12 protein-coding genes are annotated in these 16,551 nt (G+C 56.4%); 4 read left to right on the plus strand and 8 right to left on the minus strand.

Features of this window, described 5'->3' with window-relative positions:
- Positions 1-768 precede the first annotated feature (768 nt).
- The 6 genes from AB8A50_RS29370 to AB8A50_RS29395 all read right to left on the minus strand — a co-directional run bounded on the left by AB8A50_RS29370 (position 769) and on the right by AB8A50_RS29395 (position 7,389).
- Complete coding sequence (locus AB8A50_RS29370; protein ID WP_439079811.1) at positions 769-1,080, minus strand: hypothetical protein; 312 nt, start codon at positions 1,078-1,080, stop codon at positions 769-771.
- 146 nt (positions 1,081-1,226) lie between these two features.
- Entirely contained in the window at positions 1,227-2,333 is a 1,107-nt protein-coding gene (locus AB8A50_RS29375; RefSeq protein ID WP_439079812.1) for a glycosyltransferase, read from the minus strand.
- Positions 2,330-3,283, minus strand: coding sequence for a glycosyltransferase (locus AB8A50_RS29380; protein WP_439079813.1), 954 nt, complete (start codon positions 3,281-3,283; stop codon positions 2,330-2,332). Before AB8A50_RS29380 ends, AB8A50_RS29375 begins: the two co-directional genes overlap by 4 nt.
- 71 nt (positions 3,284-3,354) lie before the next feature.
- Entirely contained in the window at positions 3,355-4,599 is a 1,245-nt protein-coding gene (locus AB8A50_RS29385; RefSeq protein ID WP_439079814.1) for an O-antigen ligase family protein, read from the minus strand.
- A gap of 79 nt (positions 4,600-4,678) precedes the next feature.
- On the minus strand, positions 4,679-5,845 hold the full coding sequence (locus AB8A50_RS29390; protein ID WP_439079815.1) for a glycosyltransferase: 1,167 nt from the start codon (positions 5,843-5,845) through the stop codon (positions 4,679-4,681).
- 71 nt (positions 5,846-5,916) lie between these two features.
- Positions 5,917-7,389 (minus strand): undecaprenyl-phosphate glucose phosphotransferase, encoded by a 1,473-nt coding sequence (locus AB8A50_RS29395; RefSeq protein ID WP_439079816.1) that lies wholly within the window; start codon positions 7,387-7,389, stop codon positions 5,917-5,919.
- A 471-nt stretch (positions 7,390-7,860) separates the two neighbouring features.
- Here AB8A50_RS29395 and AB8A50_RS29400 point away from each other — a divergent pair, with 471 nt between their 5' ends.
- The 3 genes from AB8A50_RS29400 to AB8A50_RS29410 are packed head-to-tail and all read left to right on the plus strand — an operon-like array spanning position 7,861 to position 11,665.
- A complete protein-coding gene (locus tag AB8A50_RS29400) occupies positions 7,861-9,108 on the plus strand; it encodes a glycosyltransferase family 4 protein (protein WP_439079817.1) in 1,248 nt (415 codons plus the stop codon).
- A 29-nt stretch (positions 9,109-9,137) separates the two neighbouring features.
- On the plus strand, positions 9,138-10,085 hold the full coding sequence (locus tag AB8A50_RS29405; protein WP_439079818.1) for a class I SAM-dependent methyltransferase: 948 nt from the start codon (positions 9,138-9,140) through the stop codon (positions 10,083-10,085).
- Positions 10,086-10,138: 53 nt separating this feature from the next.
- Positions 10,139-11,665, plus strand: coding sequence for an oligosaccharide flippase family protein (locus tag AB8A50_RS29410; protein WP_439079819.1), 1,527 nt, complete (start codon positions 10,139-10,141; stop codon positions 11,663-11,665).
- Positions 11,666-11,701: 36 nt separating this feature from the next.
- On the opposite strand, the gene AB8A50_RS29415 is transcribed toward AB8A50_RS29410, so the two are convergent.
- Entirely contained in the window at positions 11,702-13,042 is a 1,341-nt protein-coding gene (locus AB8A50_RS29415) for a UDP-glucose dehydrogenase family protein (protein ID WP_439079820.1), read from the minus strand.
- 239 nt (positions 13,043-13,281) lie between these two features.
- A complete protein-coding gene (locus AB8A50_RS29420; RefSeq protein ID WP_439079821.1) occupies positions 13,282-14,883 on the minus strand; it encodes a GMC oxidoreductase in 1,602 nt (533 codons plus the stop codon).
- A 479-nt stretch (positions 14,884-15,362) separates the two neighbouring features.
- Here AB8A50_RS29420 and AB8A50_RS29425 point away from each other — a divergent pair, with 479 nt between their 5' ends.
- Entirely contained in the window at positions 15,363-16,496 is a 1,134-nt protein-coding gene (locus AB8A50_RS29425) for an acyltransferase family protein (protein ID WP_439079822.1), read from the plus strand.
- Positions 16,497-16,551: the final 55 nt, after the last annotated feature.

Consider the following 16,551-nt stretch of genomic DNA (forward strand, 5'->3'; position numbering starts at 1 on the left):
GGACTGCCGATGAAATTGCAATGCTTCACCACTTGGCGGGAACCCTGCCGCCGGAGGAAATAGCGAAAGAAATTGGACGCACCCGAGCTGCCACGACGATCAAAGCTCATGAGTTACATCTGTCTCTAAGACGACCAAGCGGAGAGCGCCTAAGCAAGGGTTGGACGAAGAGCTCGGTTCTCGGCTAGGTCGTTAAACGCAGACCGCCATAAAGCTGTCATCGTGACATTGATCGACCGTTGGGCAATGCGTGACGCCCTCGGGTGAAGTTATCAGTGCCACCTTGAGGATGGCCATGAATGCGCAGAAGCCGGTCCTGAAAGCGGCGTGATGGGGTGTGTAATTTTTCGTCTCAGCCAATCGTTGCGTCAGTATGTTGTCGCACATCGATCGACTTATCGTCGCTGTCCACCTTGGAACATTAATACGCATTCGTGCCGCAATACATTGACGGCCGCGCGCGAGTTCGGATTTGATCTGGAGCGCGCTCGTTTATCCAAATCGCGAGATCCCGGGGCGCGCGCGTCCGGCCCTGCCCAACGGAACGCCCAAAGAACTGGCCCGTCGTTTGACGGCGGCCAGGGTGCGGTCCAAGTCTTGCGCGATCTCGAGATTGGATCGGCCCGCTATAGCCAGTTCCTTCAATCTCCGATCGTCCTCAACCGACCAAGCATTGTTCGATGGAACTGTCACGTTACCCCCTTGCTCACGAAAGGCATTTACAATGAGCAGAAGCCGTTGGAGAACTCGGATCGGTGATCATTGGACTCAAGCGGAAGGGTCGACGGATATCATGACGATTCCATCGACATTGATAAGGAATACCATAGTCAGTTCATCAGACTCGGGAGCACGAAGATGCGCGTGCTCAAAGGCGGCGATCTCGCGTGGAGAGGCAGGGCGGTATGCGAGACGGGAATCGGAGGAGCAAATCGGCTCGCCATTGGTGGTCATCGACTCGAGATCTGTTCTAAGCAGATCGTCGACGCACATTGCACCAGCGATATCCGCATCAGGCGCGTCAAATACAAGCGTCGGCCTGCCGTCAATCTCAAGAACAAATACTTGAGCCGCTGTCATTAGAAGACGTGCCTCGTAACAAAAACAGAAAATAAAAAGTCCATCAATAGAAAAATAGAATGAATGGCGTGGTTGCTTCCGGGCTGTGCCGCCGATTGATGAGCCGGCCGTGGTCAGTCAATCCAGGAATAATCCGTGAAGGCAAGTCAGAACTCAACGTCCCTGTACAGCTCCATCACTCGCTCTCGTCGGTATGTTGATTTGATCCAATCGGCGGCACAATTTCCCAAATAGTGCCGATGATGTTCGCAGTCGAGATGTCTCCCAATAATATCGGCCACATACTGCGGATCCATCGATGACAGGTGAGCAGCTGTTCTTCCGTCGCAGGAGTAATCGCGTATCCCGCCCACGGCATTTGCGATAACGGGCAAGCCTACCATCATGGCTTCAGCGACGACGATACAGAATCCTTCCTCGTCGCTCATATGGATAAAGAGATCGTGCTCCGCCGCATCGGCGTACCATTTATGCTTGAAGCCGGCGAATTCGACCTGTTGACCAACGCCAAGCTCGTTCGCCAACTGTTGAAATGCGGATTTCATGGGTCCTTCGCCGTAAATGGTCAGAACGACTATACGACCACGATCGGCAAGAATCCGAATTGCCTTGAGCAGGAGATCGACGCGCTTTCGACTGACTAGGCGACCGGCGGTTACGATCCGCGCTGGGCCAGAGAGTTCGTAACAGCTCTTCAACGGGGCTTCATCGCTGGCAAGGAACAGCGGGACGACTTTCTCCTCACGCGGGCGCGGTTTGAAATAAACGCGCGTTGCATGCAATGTCGTCGTGCAATCTGCCCAAACGCTGTCGACGCGACCGGACGTCAGCTTCAGAAGCTTGCTATATAATGCGACGGCGGGTCCGTGTTCCAGTTCGGCAATGTGCTCGAAGGCGATGCACTTGACCTTGGGAAATGCGTATAGAACGAACCTGCCGATAATGTTCGCCTGTTTAAGTGACAAAATTACGGAGTCTGGACGGAAGGTAATGATGGTCCGGAACAGCAGATACATTCCGATGACGCAACCGCGGATTGTCAGCTTCGGCGACGTGCTCGCTTCGATAATTCGGTCTTCGCCTGCCAAAGCCCCGACTTCACGCCTGAGTTCGGCGGAGCCTCTGTGCAGAATGATGACCCGGAATTCGTAACCTTCGAAAAGGCCGTTCTCCAGCAGACTGCGTAACCCGATCTCGGCGCCACCTCGCGTGAGGCCATTGATGAAGTAGATGACGCGGCCTTGCTCGGTCATGATCGGCTCGCGCGTGATAGCGTTAATTTTACGGCTCTCATGGCCGATTCACCACCCAAATAGTGCAATGCGAGGGTGAGCAAGGCTCGCAGATTGAACGGGTTGAAATAGATCGCCGACGTCAGAAGATTCACGGCGCTGTCGCTCCGGCCGTCCAGCGCCTCCAGATTGCCGAGCTTTCGCGCACGTTCGGATAGTCGCTTGGCTGCGTAGCGAAGTAGCCGTGGATCCTGAGCGGCGATATGAAACGCTACGTAAGCGTGATGCTTCATCAACTGGTTACGTTTGGAGGTCATGGCCGATTCGTGAAGTCGCTTGTCGACCAGAGGGATCTTCACCGCTGCAACCCGACCTAGCCTCGTTGCACGGAAGAAGAACTCAGTGTCCTCGAATACTTCCAGTGCAGCGTCAAAGCCGCCAAGCTTGTCCCATAACGATCGCCGCATCAGAACCGTAGACGGGACGATAGGGGGGTCGTCCATGAAATATGCAAGGCTCTGATCGGACTGAAGGGTAAGATCAACGAGCGGAGCCACTTCGGGCGGCTTGCGATTGTCCGACCAGAATAATGAGAATGCAGTATAGACGAGCGCGGTCTCCGGCATGGCGTCGAAGATGGAAAGCTGCCGTTCGAGTTTGTCCAATCGCCAGAGATCGTCGGCATCCAGGAAGGCGATATAGTCGCTATCGGTGACAGCGACGCCACGATTGCGGTTGAGCGACACGCCGCGCGTGCCCTGGATCTTGTCTGTGGCGACCGGCAAGATGGATATGCGGGGATCTCGCGCGGGGAGTTCCTGAAGGATCGCCTGGGTCTCCGCGTCCGACCCGTCGTCGCAGATAACGATGTGGTCGATCAAGTCAGCGCGACTTTGCTCGAGCACGCTGGCAATCGCTGCATGCAGAAAAGGTCCCTCGTCAAAGCAGGTAACGATAACGGAAACACTCATGCGACTACTCACTACTACGTTCCAGCCGGCTTTTGTGCGTCAGGCGCCGTCCTATGCATATCGCCACCAGCTCAGGTGGCCTGGCTCCCCATGATATACCGATGCCGTTGTTCGGGTTCGATCGCATGCGGCGTGCGAGCGACCGCGACGCATTGCTCTGCGTAAGTCCGCGCGCGCATGACAATATTGGGAAGCAAGTCCGGCATCAGAGTAATCAAAACAATGATGACGAACATTTCGGTGCCAGACCCTTCATACCACATGTAGGTCAGCACCGGGATGAACATAATGAACAGGAGTCGGATGTAGGCATAGTCGCCGAAGCGGCGCCTCATCCAGATGCCATCACGAATACTAAGGACCATCGAACGGCCAAGCGCAGCAAGTACGATCCCCGTACCGAGAATCCCGTTCTCGGCCAGCATGCGCAGAAATTCATTATGCACGGCTGCCCGCAAATACGGCGGGTAGTTCGCGAAATAGGTCCGTGCGAAATTGCCGGTTGCGTCGGTACCCGCGCCCAGGAACGGGTTCTGGGAAAACATCGCCCACGCGACTTCGGTGCCAAGCTTGCGAGCGGTGTCACTGATGGAGGAGGGTAAGCCGCCCTCTATCGCGTACCAGATCTCATTTCGGTCCTGCTCGACAAATATACTCCCGACACGCTGTGATATCTGTCCGTCGGTCAGAATGTCTGCAAAGACCATGGCCAAGGCGCCCGCAGCGGCGGCCAGCACGAGAGCGCCCAGGTTCCGAACATTGAGAAATACCGCGAGTGTGACGGCCAGAAATGGCACCAGCGCCTTTCGTTCGGCCGACATCAGGATCAAAACAAAAAGCAGCCCCCAGATTGAGAGCCAGAAGCGGTTGGTCGGCAGTGCTCCGATCACAAGTCCGATCGCGATGCACATAGGGAGAAACAGAAAAGCCGATTTCGGATCGCCCAGTTGCTTCCAAACGATGATATGACCATGCGAGATATGCCAAATAACGTTGAATGCAATTGTCGCGGCGAGAAGACCGAGAAGTAGCTGGTAGTGCCAACGTCGCAGGCCGGACGTGTCGATGTTGCAGATGAGAATTCCGAGCGAGATAAGAATCACGATCTGCAAAAATCTTTTGCTAATGTAGACCAGTTCACCAGTCCAAAGTGCCGGAACCGTCGAAACCAGATAAAACATAACGAGAAGGTGCATGCCTGCACTAATTCTGATGTGACGTGGATGCGTCGTGCATAGATACAGTGCAATCAGACCCAAGGTGACGATGTCGATAGGCTTAAGCGTGCCAACCGGGGTTCGCAGCTCCAGTCCCATGAAGAGCGCGCCGAGCGAACAGACGATACCGACCGTGACGATGCTTCGCGGTGTGACCTCAAATCGGCCTCTGGATGAGTTATTGTACAATGGCCCGCGCTCGCATGATGGCAGTTTGGTAGATCGTCTCTAGAGAGACACCCATACTGGCAGTCGACCACTTTTCCAGATCGATGGATTTTGCATTTGAGCTCATGCTGGCAAGAAGAAACGGGTCGTCGAGCAGGTTGCGGACGGAAGTCAGCATTGAATCAAAGTCACCCTGCTTGCAGACCACGCCGTTGTACTCCGATTTAACGATGACCTCGATGCCCGGCAGGTCGAAAGTAACGGCGGGTTTTCCGCTGGCACAGTATTGAACCACAGCTCGCGGTAGGCCCTCTCTGCCGGAGCAATAGATGCACAGATCTGCCGTCTCCAGAAACGCGGGCGCGTCCGCGACGTAGCCGCACACATCAACGATCTCCTGTAGCCCGATATTGGATACGTGTTCCTTCAATGAGTTCTCGAGCACGCCCGCACCAGCCAGTACGAATGTCGTGTCGCCAAATTGCGCCCTTCGCCCGCTGATACTGTCGATCAACTCGCGATGAGCCTTCCGTCGTTCGTAATTGGCGAGGTAGACAACCCGCCTGCGTGGACGGCTCGTCGGAGTGTCGATGCGCACGTGCTCCAGTTGCCGGCTTCGGAAGGCGTCAATATCCATGCCGCTGGGCACGATATAGTGTAAGTCAGGGGTGCCGACGCCGTGCGCGAGAGCTAGCTCCATCATGCCGGGGCTCACATCGACGAAAGCGTGGGTGCATGATGCGGTGACCCGCTCCAGAGCAACATAGACCTGACGCTGCAGCCAACCGACATTGATGAAGGCGAGGATATGGATTCCGTGAACGACGGCGAGGCTTGGGATGTTCATTGCCGCCATGCGTCCGATGACGCCGGCCTTGCTGGTATGCGTATGTACGACGTCCGGACGGAGCCACCACAGCAGGCGCCTAATCGTGCGCATGGCACGCAGATCTCGCATCGGGCTGATGCTTCTGGTGAGGGACTTGACCTGAATGGCTTTCACCGCCGGATGCAACCGGGCAATCATCTTCGGATCGAAGTCGTGACCATAGATGATTGTGACGGGATGCCCCAGTTGAGCAAAATGGTTGCAGCTGAGGACTGTATTTTCATCAGCTCCTCCCGCAACGAGCCGAGTGATGATGTGAAGAATATGATGCGGATTCGTATTGTACATGTCGATTTCTCCGGAAGAGAAAACGTAAAATTGCAAACGACTCAGGGAACGCGAAATGACGTTCCCGCAGATCAGTAGACATCGCGGATTTTCATAACCGAGTAGATAGTCCGAAAGATAATCTTGATATCGAGGGCTAAGCTCCAATTCTCGATGTACCAGAGATCTTGCTCGACGCGCTTCGCCATAAGTCCCGTAGTGGCCGTCTCGCCACGATAGCCGGTGACTTGCGCCCATCCCGTAATGCCCGGCGGCATCCGATAGCGAAGTGCATAGTTATCAAGCAAATTGCTGTAGGTGATGTCATGCGCAACGGCATGCGGACGAGGTCCGACGATCGACATCTCGCCGCGGAGAACGTTGATCAGCTGAGGCAGCTCGTCGATGCTGGTCGATCTGAGCCAGCCACCGATCCTGGTGATGCGAGCGTCGCCGCGCGATGCTTGCCGGATAACGTTACCGTCATCTGCGGTCGTCATTGAGCGGAATTTGAGAATCCGGAACACTCGGCCATTAAAGCCAGTGCGCCTTTGTGCGAAGAATACGGGTCCCGGGCTATCCAGGCGAATCAGTGCCGCGATCATCAGCAGCATTGGGCACAGAGCGAGTAGCCCCGCTCCGGCCAAAGTAACGTCAATCAGGCGCTTTATGGTCTGTTCGAACGCTGAGCACGGTCGGCGCTGCAGCTCGACAGCAACACCGGCCCCGATATCGACCAGCGGTCGTTGCAGAAGGGAATGTAGATCACTATGCGGGATCAATTTCACGGAAACGGGGATGCGACGCAATTGATGCATCAGGTTTGTAAGCTGCTTCGAATTCATGGCGCCGGCGCAAATGACAATCTCGTTGAGTTTTCCGTCGCGGTTGAGATTGAGGAGGTCGTCGCGGGCTAGCGCGCTGTCCCGGCCCAAGGTGTCCACGAGATCGTTGGCGGGATAAGATCGAACAATCTCATAGCCATGCTGTGACAGAGAGTGAATGATGCCATTGGTTGTCGACAGCGGCACGTGCGGGTCGGAATCCTGAATCAGGGCGATCCGCTTGCGCTTGAGGCCGCCGTGGCGAAGCGCATTCGTTAGAAGACGTCCAGCGGAATATCTTACGACTCCGAGCGCTACGGCGCCGGTCGCGAAGTAAAGAATAAGAGCGCCTCGTGAGAATTGATCGCCGATTCTCAGCAGAAACGCCGCCAGGGAGCCAAAGAGAAAGACGCCGACCCAGTTTGTCAGTATCTTGGTTAGTGTAGTTCCGTTTCGCAGCAACGATGATGGGCGATATATCCCTCTTGCTTGTGCCGAGGCGAGATACAGGGCGCCAAGTATGAAGCTCGCGCCGAGCGGAGCGCTTAATTCACTGAAAACTGGAATCTGGGCGTGAGAATAGAAGTATGCATATGTCAGTACGGAGATACAGCCGGTCAAGATAATGGCGCAGGCGTCGCCTATTGCCAGCGCGTAGCCCCATGCTTCATACGATAGCGGAAGTCGATGGCTCGGCTTGAAGAGGAGCTGTGGCCCGTGGAACTCTGATACCGATGCCATGGTTGCTACCGACGCGTTGCATTGAAAAAGATAGAAAGTGGAAGCCCCGCACGGGGCGTCGCTTTGTATCGTTCTGCAGTCGAGGTCGTTGAGCGTAATTCTTGATAGTCAGAAATTGTTAGTTCAGAAGAAAATATCGTGGCCCTATTCAGGGTTGCGAAGGCGCTTAACGTCAAGACTAAAAGTTTAGCGGTGTTTGCTTTCAAAAGTGTAGGTTCGTCGTCATGACATGACCTGTGACGAAGAAGCTATGGATGCTTTGCGAAATTTCGCGGCAGTCGCCGCTGAAGATGTGGACGTTGCGATTGCTCTTCAGGCATCGTCCTGAGTTCCGTCATTAATCATCGCGGCGGCAGGATGTGAAGTATTGCGCAGTATTTTGTGCAGCGGTTTGCTTGCACTCGCGTCGATATTAGTTGGCATAGCGTATGCTTGTTTTTAAGCGACTGCTTTGAGTCGGAGTACTCGATTATGTGGTTGCGGCATAAGCAGGACGATCGCCAGTCCCTTGTTGTGATGCTCACGTGTCAGTTCGTGGAGATCATGGGCGGCGCGGAGAAGCAGTGTTTGAGCCTGTCTCGGGCGCTGGAAGGTCGCGGAGAGAATGTCATCGTCTTGTCGAGCCGCGTACCCGGTGTCGCTCTCGATGACGATGCTATCGGTATCCGAGTGATCCGATTTTGGTGTCCGTCGCCGCCGCAGCTCGCCGGTCGCCATTTGTTGTCGTCATTGCTCTGGGCGGTTCAGGCGCTCTTCTGGCTATTCTGGCATCGCCAGCACATTAAAGTCGTTCACGCGCACCAGCTCCGGATCAACGCCTATGTTGCCGCGGTCGCAAGCAAGTTCCTGAAGCTGCCGTCGGTCCTGAAGTTGGGCGTTGGTGGAGAAGAGAACGATCTCGTGGTGATCGGACGGAGGAAGTATCTGTTCGGGAAGGCCGGTATCGATTTTGTGGTTAGGCATGCGAGCCGGTTTATTGCGATCAGTAAGCAGATCGAAGACGACCTGAAGGTGCATGGCGTATCCCCATTTGCAATCGCGTCGATCCCGAACGGTGTCGATCTCACTCGTTTCGCAGCGCGCATTGAGGAGACGCAGGCAGCGCGGGCCGAAAGTATCAAGGACGCGGCAGTATTCAGCTTCGTTGGGCGGTTGTCTCCCGAGAAGAATGTGTTGTCGATGATTGCGGGTCTCCAGTCTGTACCCACGCCGAAGAAGACAATGGTGATGTTGGCCGGGGAGGGGCCTTTACGGGAAGCGATCGAAGCAAGACTGCAAAGTACACGAAATCCGCTAGATATAAGGCTGCTTGGTGCCATTACAGACGTTAGCGGGCTTCTTCACCGCACGCACTTTCTGCTGCTTCTCTCAAGTTCTGAAGGTCTCTCTAACGCGTTGCTAGAGGCGCTCGCGGCCGGCGTCGTGCCAATCATTACGGATATGAGCGGTGCGCGCGACGTCATTCCATTTGAGAGCTATCCGCTGTTTTCGGCGAGCGGCAGCGAGGTCGACATTGCGGTTGCTGTTCGCAGGGCCCACGTGCTCGACCCAGAGATCTGGCTGGAGTGGTCGCGGCGGCTGTCCCAGCACGCGAAGAAAAAGTTCGACCTTGAATCGGTCGCGGCGCGCTATGTTGAACTCTACCGTGCCTTGTCCGAGCCAGGCGCGTCTGTCGAACTAAGGACCACTCGCGAGACATCTCAGGTCAATGAAGCCTAGTGATCTTTCAACCCTCAGAAAAAGGGGACGTGACCGTGCTGGCTAGCCTCACCGAAATCGCTCATTTGCTCAGGCGTCCTGAATGTCTGGAGACGCCGTTGTTCTTGAAGGAAGCTATTGGCGCCAATGGCGGTGAAGTGGTCCAGACGGAAGACACCGTCCGCCGCATTCATGGCCAGCCGATACTAATTGATTTCGACACCAGCGTGGCGCGCCCAGAGGACTTCAGCGAGGGATTTCGCCCGCTTCTGGACAGGAAGCGGCACTCCCTTTTCAGGCGGTTCGCGAAAAGTCTCTATGTGTCTACGGCGACAAGCGCGCGGAACTACAAGCGGGTCGCGGCGGAGATCAAGGCGCGTGTCGCCAAGCCGGTTGTGCTGGTGATTGGTGGCGGGACCAGGGGAGAGGGCGCGGAGGCGCTCTATAGTGATGCCGAATTACGCGTCGTCTCGTTCGACATCTATCCGAGCGACAATACGCTGTTCGTCGCCGACGCTCACTCGATCCCATTGATGTCGGGCTGTGTCGATCTGGTTTGCATTCAGGCCGTGCTGGAGCATGTCGTCGACCCTGTCCGAGTGGTCTCCGAGATCGTTCGCGTACTGAAGCCGAGCGGGTTTGTCTATGCGGAAACACCGTTCCTGCAGCATGTTCACGAGGGTGCCTATGATTTCTGGCGTTTTAGCGAAAGCGGGCATCGGCTGCTCTTCCGCGAGTTCGAAGCAATCGATCGTGGTACTCTCGGTGGGCCCGGTCTTTCGCTCTACTGGGCCGTTCGTCAGTTCTGGAGGGCGGTCACGCGATCAAAGACGCTAGGCAATTTGTTGGCAGCTCCAGGACTGGCTTTCGTCATGCTGGATCGATTCATCCCCGAGCAGCGGCGGATCGACGGTGCAAATGGCTCATTCTTCTTCGGCGTTAAATTTTCGGGGAATGTCCGGCCGCAGCTGCATCCAGCGGATATCTATCTAGGCTAGTGAGGTGGCGTCGTGAACCGTAACACAGTTGATACTGGAGGGACGTTTCGCTGATGGACGCGCGTGGGGAATCCTCCGGCAGCAGCCTCACACGAAGGCTCGGTACCGGCGTTGGCTGGCTGATGATCGGGCGCCTCGGGTTGGCGCTCTCCGGGCTTGCGTCGTCAGTGGCACTGGCACGACTGATGTCACCGCGTGAATTCGGCATGATGGCTGCGATCACGGTCGTTCTGTTTCTCGGCAATGCTCTGACCGAGGGCGGCTTTGTCTCTCCCATCATTCAAAGGACAAAGGTCGATGCTGATTTCAGAAATGCAGTTTTCAGTCTGTCTGCAATATTTGGCCTCGTGCTCGGAGCTTTGGCAGCCGCTGCGTCGCCGTGGGTGGCCGGATTTTTCAGGATAGAAGGACTCGAATGGCCGCTGTTAGCTGCGGTCGTCATCATTCCAATCAAAGCGATGGCGGCGCCCGCCATCGGGTTGCTGATGCGCGATCATCGCTATCGGGAGGTCACGGTTGCCGCGCTGTTATCGAACATATTCGCCTACTCCATCGCAGCCATCTTGCTTGCCGCTCTGGGATTCGGGATTTGGGCTTTGGTGATCCCGAGCATTCTCGCCGCGTTGACCGAGCTGGTCCTGGTTGGTCGTGCAGCCGGTCCGCCTCGAAAATTCGTATGGCGGATCACAGATCGGAATTTCATTAGCGACTTGCGCGCCTCCGTCTCCAGTGGGCTTTTGAACTGGGGTGCACTTTCGAGTCCGAATGTCATCGTCGGGCGACTGTTCGGCGCGGATGGACTGGGGCTTTACTCACGTGCCGGTAGTCTATTCTCCATGGCAACGCAACTGTTCTCCACGACGGTTGAGCGGGTCATGTTCTCGGGCTTGTCGGGAGTTCAGGACGATGGCGAGCGTGTAACGTTGCTCTTTCGGCGCATGCTGTCCGTGTTGCTGCCCATCTACGTCACTATCGGCGTCGGGCTCGCCATCCATGCCGAGCCGATCATTCGTATCCTGTTCGGTTCTCAATGGTTGGCCGCGATCCCCGTGACCAGTGTGTTGTTCCTGGCTTTTTCAGGCCGCGCCAGCTACAAAATCTCGGAATCGCTAGCGCTCAGCAAAGGTCGTTTCAACAGCGTTGCCTTTCGTCAACTACTCTATCTTGTCCTTGTGAGCGTTGGCTTGCTGGTAGGATCTCCGCACGGCCTGGTCGGAGTCGCGAGCGGCTTCACTGCTGCAATTTGGATATTCTATGTGGTAAGTGTTCTCCAGGCTCGGCGTCTTGTTAATCTCAGCTGGGCAAGCATCGCCTTCGTGCACGTGCGCGCCGTTGGGGTCGCTGGCGTTGGCGCATTCGCCGACATCGCGGTGATCTGGTCCTTCTCACGGTTTGGCTGGCTTCTGTCGCATGGTGCGGGGGCAATGGCGCTAATCATCGTTCTTGCGGTGACGATGTCGCTGTTGCCGGATCGGATCATCGGCGAGGATCTGGTTTGGGCGCGGCGCAGAATATTCTCACTGATCAAGATCCGGACGGGCAGGCCGGTGGTTGGCCTGCCCGCTGTGTCGGTCGACTGAGGCTGACTGACAGCCCACGCGCCTACATGTTGCCATCTAGCTGACGGCACGAAGCAAAGACTTGGGCCGCGAAGGCTTGTGACCGACGCTGTTGTAAATGAAGCCGTGGCGTTCGATCTCGGCCGCTCGGTAGACATTCCGGAGGTCGACCAGAATAGGCAGATACATCAGTTCGCGAAGCCGTGGGAAGTCCAGTGCACGATAAGCATCCCACTCTGTCACTAAAACCAGGGCCGACGCATTATCGGCGCAAGTGTAGGCATCCGGATAGAACGTCACTCCGCTGATAACCCCTTGGGCCTGCGCCATTCCTATTGGATCTGTAACATTGACCGTCGCGCCGGCGTCGAGCAACGCTTGAACAATCGCGATAGATGGGGCATCGCGCATGTCGTCGGTATTGGGTTTGAAGGTCAGCCCCAGCAATCCGATCGTCTTGCCTTTAACGGAGCCGCCACAGGCGGCAATGACCTTACGGGCCATGGCGCGCTTTCGCTGGTCGTTTACGGCAGCGGCCGTCTCCACGATACGCAACGCTCCGCCGTAATCCTGCGCCGTCTTGACGAGCGCCGCCGTATCTTTCGGAAAGCATGACCCACCATAGCCTGGGCCGGCGTGCAGGAATTTCTGACCGATCCGGTTGTCCAGCCCCATACCGCGCGCGACATCCTGGACATTGGCATCGGCTAGCTCGCAAAGGTCTGCGATCTCGTTGATGAACGTGATCTTGACCGCCAGAAAAGCGTTTGATGCGTATTTGATCAGCTCGGAAGTGCGCCGCTCCGTGAAGAAGATGGGCGATTGATTGAGAAAAAGAGGGCGATAGACCTCACTCATGACGTCGCGCGCACGCTCGTCCTCGGTCCCGATCACGATGCGATCCGGGCGCTTGAAGTCGCCGATCGCAGCACCTTCGCGCAGGAATTCGGGATTGGAAACGACCGAGAATTTGAGGTCGGGACGTGCCGATCGGATTATGCTCTCGACTTCATCGCCGGTTCCAACCGGTACCGTCGATTTAAGCACAACGATCGTATAGCGACTGGCGGTTCCCGCGATATCGCGCGCCGCCTGATAGACATAGCTCAGGTCCGCATGGCCGTCGCCGCGTCTTGATGGCGTGCCGACGGCGATGAAGATGACGGATGCTCCTTGGACAGCGTCTTTGAGATTCGTCGTAAAGTGCAATCGATCCGCGGCAACGTTGCGGGTGACGAGATCGTCCAGTCCGGGTTCAAAGATTGGAATGGTACCGACCCTGAGGTTCTCGATCTTCGTGGCGTCGGTATCAACGCAAGTTACCGAATGGCCAAAATCTGCGAAACAAGCTGCCGAAACAAGTCCGACATATCCAGCGCCGACTACCGTAATATCCATCGCTCAAACCTCTTTTACTCGAGAAAACGAAAATCCGGCAATTGCTCACATACCAGGCAACGCGCGAGCGGCACCTCATAGCCTGATATGCAGAATCCCTGCCAATTCGCGGACCGGTGGACGGTATGACTCAGCTTGAGGAGTTCACGTGCAACGCGAAAGTCGATGAAGCCGGCTATGCCCGTGATAGGAAAACGCATTGTTGGCTTCCTTTCGTAACCAAGTGGGGATGGCCAGCGTCAGCCTCCCGATAGCATTGCCCTTACGATTCCATCGGCGGCCCGGAGCGCCAGCTGTATGATTGTGAAAGTTGGATTGGCGCTGCCGGAAGTTGGGAATGCCGATGCGCTGGCGATCCAGATGTTCGGGACCGCATGGCATCGCAGATCCGGATTGACGACAGAATCTGCCGGTATGGTGCCCATACGTGTGGTGCCGGACGGGTGAGAAGTGTCAATAGAGTCGGAGAGGGACAGGGTTCCCTCGATCACGTTCGGATTCCAGATTACAGGACAAAGCCGCTCAATCCCCGCACGAACCCAGAAATCGCGGAGGCACTGAATCGTCCGCAGGAAGGTGCGGAGATCGGTCTCGCCTGGCGCCCATTGCAATTTGGGTAGCGGAACGTCGAAGCTGTCGCGCTGCTGCGAGAGTGCAATCTGGTTGTCGTAGACGGGGACTTGCTCGATCCTGACATCGAGGCGTAGCTCGGCCGCCGATGGTAGAAAATTTTTCTGCGTCAGCGCGTGCCAGAGGCCGAGGCTCCTCAGCAAATCGACGTTCGTCGAGAGATAAAGAAACTTTCGTAGCGAATGCTGTATCTCGTGCCGCTGGAAATCGCGAACGAGGGCTCTCAGCATGTCCAGTGGCGTTCCGTCGGATATATGAAGGCGCACTTCGGCATAGGCGCTGGCGACGGCATTGATATCCTGCGCCTGGTCACTGAGCTGGAAGTAGAGCTTTCGGCGAGTGTTTCCCCAGTAGTCGTAGCCGAACAAGCGGGTTACGCGACTATCGTTTCCGGGCTGCAGGCGCCCGACTTCGAGCCGGATATGATCCTGGAAATAATGGCCTAGTGCACGGCAGTTTTCGAATGCGCGATATTGTGTCTGCAAATTGAGCAATAGTAGCAGGCGCGTCGTTTCTATCGTGCCAGCTGAGATCAGGAACTGATCGGCCCTGATCTGAAGCTTGCGGCCTCTGAGCGAACGTGCCTCGACCGAGGTCAGTCGACCCGTCGCTTCATCGACTTGCAGGCGGCAAGCGGTTGCTCCGAGATAGAGCTGGAGACCGGAACTGCGTGCGATCTCCCGCCTCAGCCGCTGACCGATATTTCGGCGCCGGAAGTTTGGCCATTTTGGCAGGCGGATCTGGATATCCGGATCGCGCCGCGGAATGACAGTATCGGGGTCCAAGCTGTCAAGAACGTCGCCCTCGAAAGCGCTGTTGTCCAGACCGAATAAGCGCTCGATCTCAGTCGTGTAGATATCGAGTTCATGGATCGGAAAGGGCCAGCCATCCAGCGACAGGTGCGGCCGTGGACCTGTGTCGTGCGGTGTCAGCGGAAGAAGGCGGCCACCCCACCGGCGCGATGTGCCGCCAAGGCCGCGCATCCGTCCCGTCATGGCGCCAGCATATGACGTCGTCGATGTGTCCGCGCGGTTCAACTCGTTGATGTCAGACTCGACCGTCTGATAACCGCTTTCAAGAAGGATTACGGAATAGCCCAGCCTGGCCATGCGCAGCGATGCAACCAAACCGGCAAAGCCGGCGCCGATGACACATATCTGTGCAAACTTCGTCTCGTCGATCTCTGCGTCGCGGAGGTCTCGAATAGACATTCGCTCGTCCACGGTCAGTCGCATCGCGCAAGCGCGATACAATGGATTTAAAAGGATGCGAAAATAGCCCCAAGAATGTAGTGCAAGAAGAATGCCGCAAAGCTCTCGCGGGATTCATGTGGCGTTATCGGCAAAAGCTCTGTCTCAGCTAATATTGTTTTCGATCGAAGTCCTAAAATTACCCCACGTCGAGACGACGAAGTCACAGCGCTGACATCTGACTTCCTGATCCTCTCTGAGGACCTTCGGGATCCGAATGGATGGGCTTCCGCATGCTGCGCAGTGAAACTCGCGCCAGCCTGACGAGCGAGACTCGTCTTCCCAGCTATTATCCGACATACGCACCTCTAACGCTCGAGACGAACTACTCATGCAATAGTGAGGCCAGCTCTGGCATGTCGATTGCTTGACGCAGGATGTAGTGCGTCATGGGCTTCATGCCCGGGGCCGGCGACCGATTTCGACGGAGCAAAGGACCTATGACCTATTCCGCAAGTCATCCGACGCCGGAAGTCATTGATGAGCAGAAGTCGCAGCAGGAGCCGCATGCTGGAAGGTTAGAATCGGTGTCGGCTGATGCGTTCAAAGGTATCTGCATCTTCCTTATCATCTTCGGACATAACAAAAGCCTGGAATATGCGAGCCCGGAGTTCAGGGCTTTTCTGTATTTGTTTCACGTCGCGATGTTCTTGTACTTGCCGTTCCTGAGGCCGTGGCAGACGTGGGGGCGGGCAAAACCACTCGACCTGATCATCCGCTACGGCTGGCCATGTGTGGTGTTCACACTCGTCTACTCACTTATCTTTGTAAAATTCTCCGGTCGCTCATTGACCGAAGTACCCATGCTGGTCGCTGAAGCCGTGCTTGCCATGAGCGCGCGCGGCTTCGATCACGCGACAGGCCTTCAGCTGCTCTGGTTTTTGCCAGCGCTGATCGGCATCCGTTTCGCGATGATGCTCGTAGCACCGCTCGCAGGCGCGCAATTATGGCCTGTTCTGGCCGTCGCGGCTTTCGCCCACAGCCTGATAGGTCTGTTGCCGGAGAGTCTGAAATACGTCACGCCATTCGGGTGGCCGATTGCCGCGTTGCTGCTGTTTCCGGGAATGGTAATTGCACTCCTCGATCTTGGGCGACGCCGAATACCAGTGTGGATGCTCATCGGCCTTGGCGCGATTGCATTGACGCTCATGCTCGCGACGGGGCTGATCAATCGTGGTCATCCGCTCAATGTCGGAATGATCTTTGTGCCGTCAATCGCAACGCCGTTGAAATTGATTGCGCTCGACCTCATCCAGATATGGGCCTTTGTTACTCTCATGGCCGTCAGCCGGTTATTGCCGGTGCAGAGGTTGTTCGGCGGGCTTGGCAGGATGTCCTTCGAGCTCTTTGTGCTTCACCAGCCGATCTATATCGGGATCCGTGCGATCTCGCCGGCGGCGCTAGTCACCAATTGGGGGCCATGGGTGACAGGCGCCGTGACACTCGCTTCGACGATTGCAATCGCTGTGGGTGTTGCTGTTGCCATTCGCAGCGTGTCGCCAGTGCACAGGCTCCTGTTTCCGGCCGGCGTAGGCTCCTTCGGCCGCTTGTGGAGTCCACACCTGCAGCAGTGAGAAACCTGGACTGGCGGAGCCGGCGAATGGGCAAGTTGAAGGTGAACAGGGCAGA

Source organism: Tardiphaga sp. 841_E9_N1_2 (assembly GCF_051811065.1).
In the GTDB taxonomy this organism is placed as follows: domain Bacteria; phylum Pseudomonadota; class Alphaproteobacteria; order Rhizobiales; family Xanthobacteraceae; genus Tardiphaga; species Tardiphaga robiniae.

What these genes read in the sequence shown, in the direction of transcription:
- AB8A50_RS29370 (WP_439079811.1), bottom strand. Translation starts at nt 1,080, where the DNA reads ATGACAGCGGCTCAAGTATTTGTTCTTGAGATTGACGGCAGGCCGACG.
- AB8A50_RS29375 (WP_439079812.1), bottom strand. Translation starts at nt 2,333, where the DNA reads ATGACCGAGCAAGGCCGCGTCATCTACTTCATCAATGGCCTCACGCGA.
- AB8A50_RS29380 (WP_439079813.1), bottom strand. Translation starts at nt 3,283, where the DNA reads ATGAGTGTTTCCGTTATCGTTACCTGCTTTGACGAGGGACCTTTTCTG.
- AB8A50_RS29385 (WP_439079814.1), bottom strand. Translation starts at nt 4,599, where the DNA reads ATGGGACTGGAGCTGCGAACCCCGGTTGGCACGCTTAAGCCTATCGAC.
- AB8A50_RS29390 (WP_439079815.1), bottom strand. Translation starts at nt 5,845, where the DNA reads ATGTACAATACGAATCCGCATCATATTCTTCACATCATCACTCGGCTC.
- AB8A50_RS29395 (WP_439079816.1), bottom strand. Translation starts at nt 7,389, where the DNA reads ATGGCATCGGTATCAGAGTTCCACGGGCCACAGCTCCTCTTCAAGCCG.
- AB8A50_RS29400 (WP_439079817.1), top strand. Translation starts at nt 7,861, where the DNA reads ATGTGGTTGCGGCATAAGCAGGACGATCGCCAGTCCCTTGTTGTGATG.
- AB8A50_RS29410 (WP_439079819.1), top strand. Translation starts at nt 10,139, where the DNA reads ATGGACGCGCGTGGGGAATCCTCCGGCAGCAGCCTCACACGAAGGCTC.
- AB8A50_RS29415 (WP_439079820.1), bottom strand. Translation starts at nt 13,042, where the DNA reads ATGGATATTACGGTAGTCGGCGCTGGATATGTCGGACTTGTTTCGGCA.
- AB8A50_RS29420 (WP_439079821.1), bottom strand. Translation starts at nt 14,883, where the DNA reads ATGTCTATTCGAGACCTCCGCGACGCAGAGATCGACGAGACGAAGTTT.
- AB8A50_RS29425 (WP_439079822.1), top strand. Translation starts at nt 15,363, where the DNA reads ATGACCTATTCCGCAAGTCATCCGACGCCGGAAGTCATTGATGAGCAG.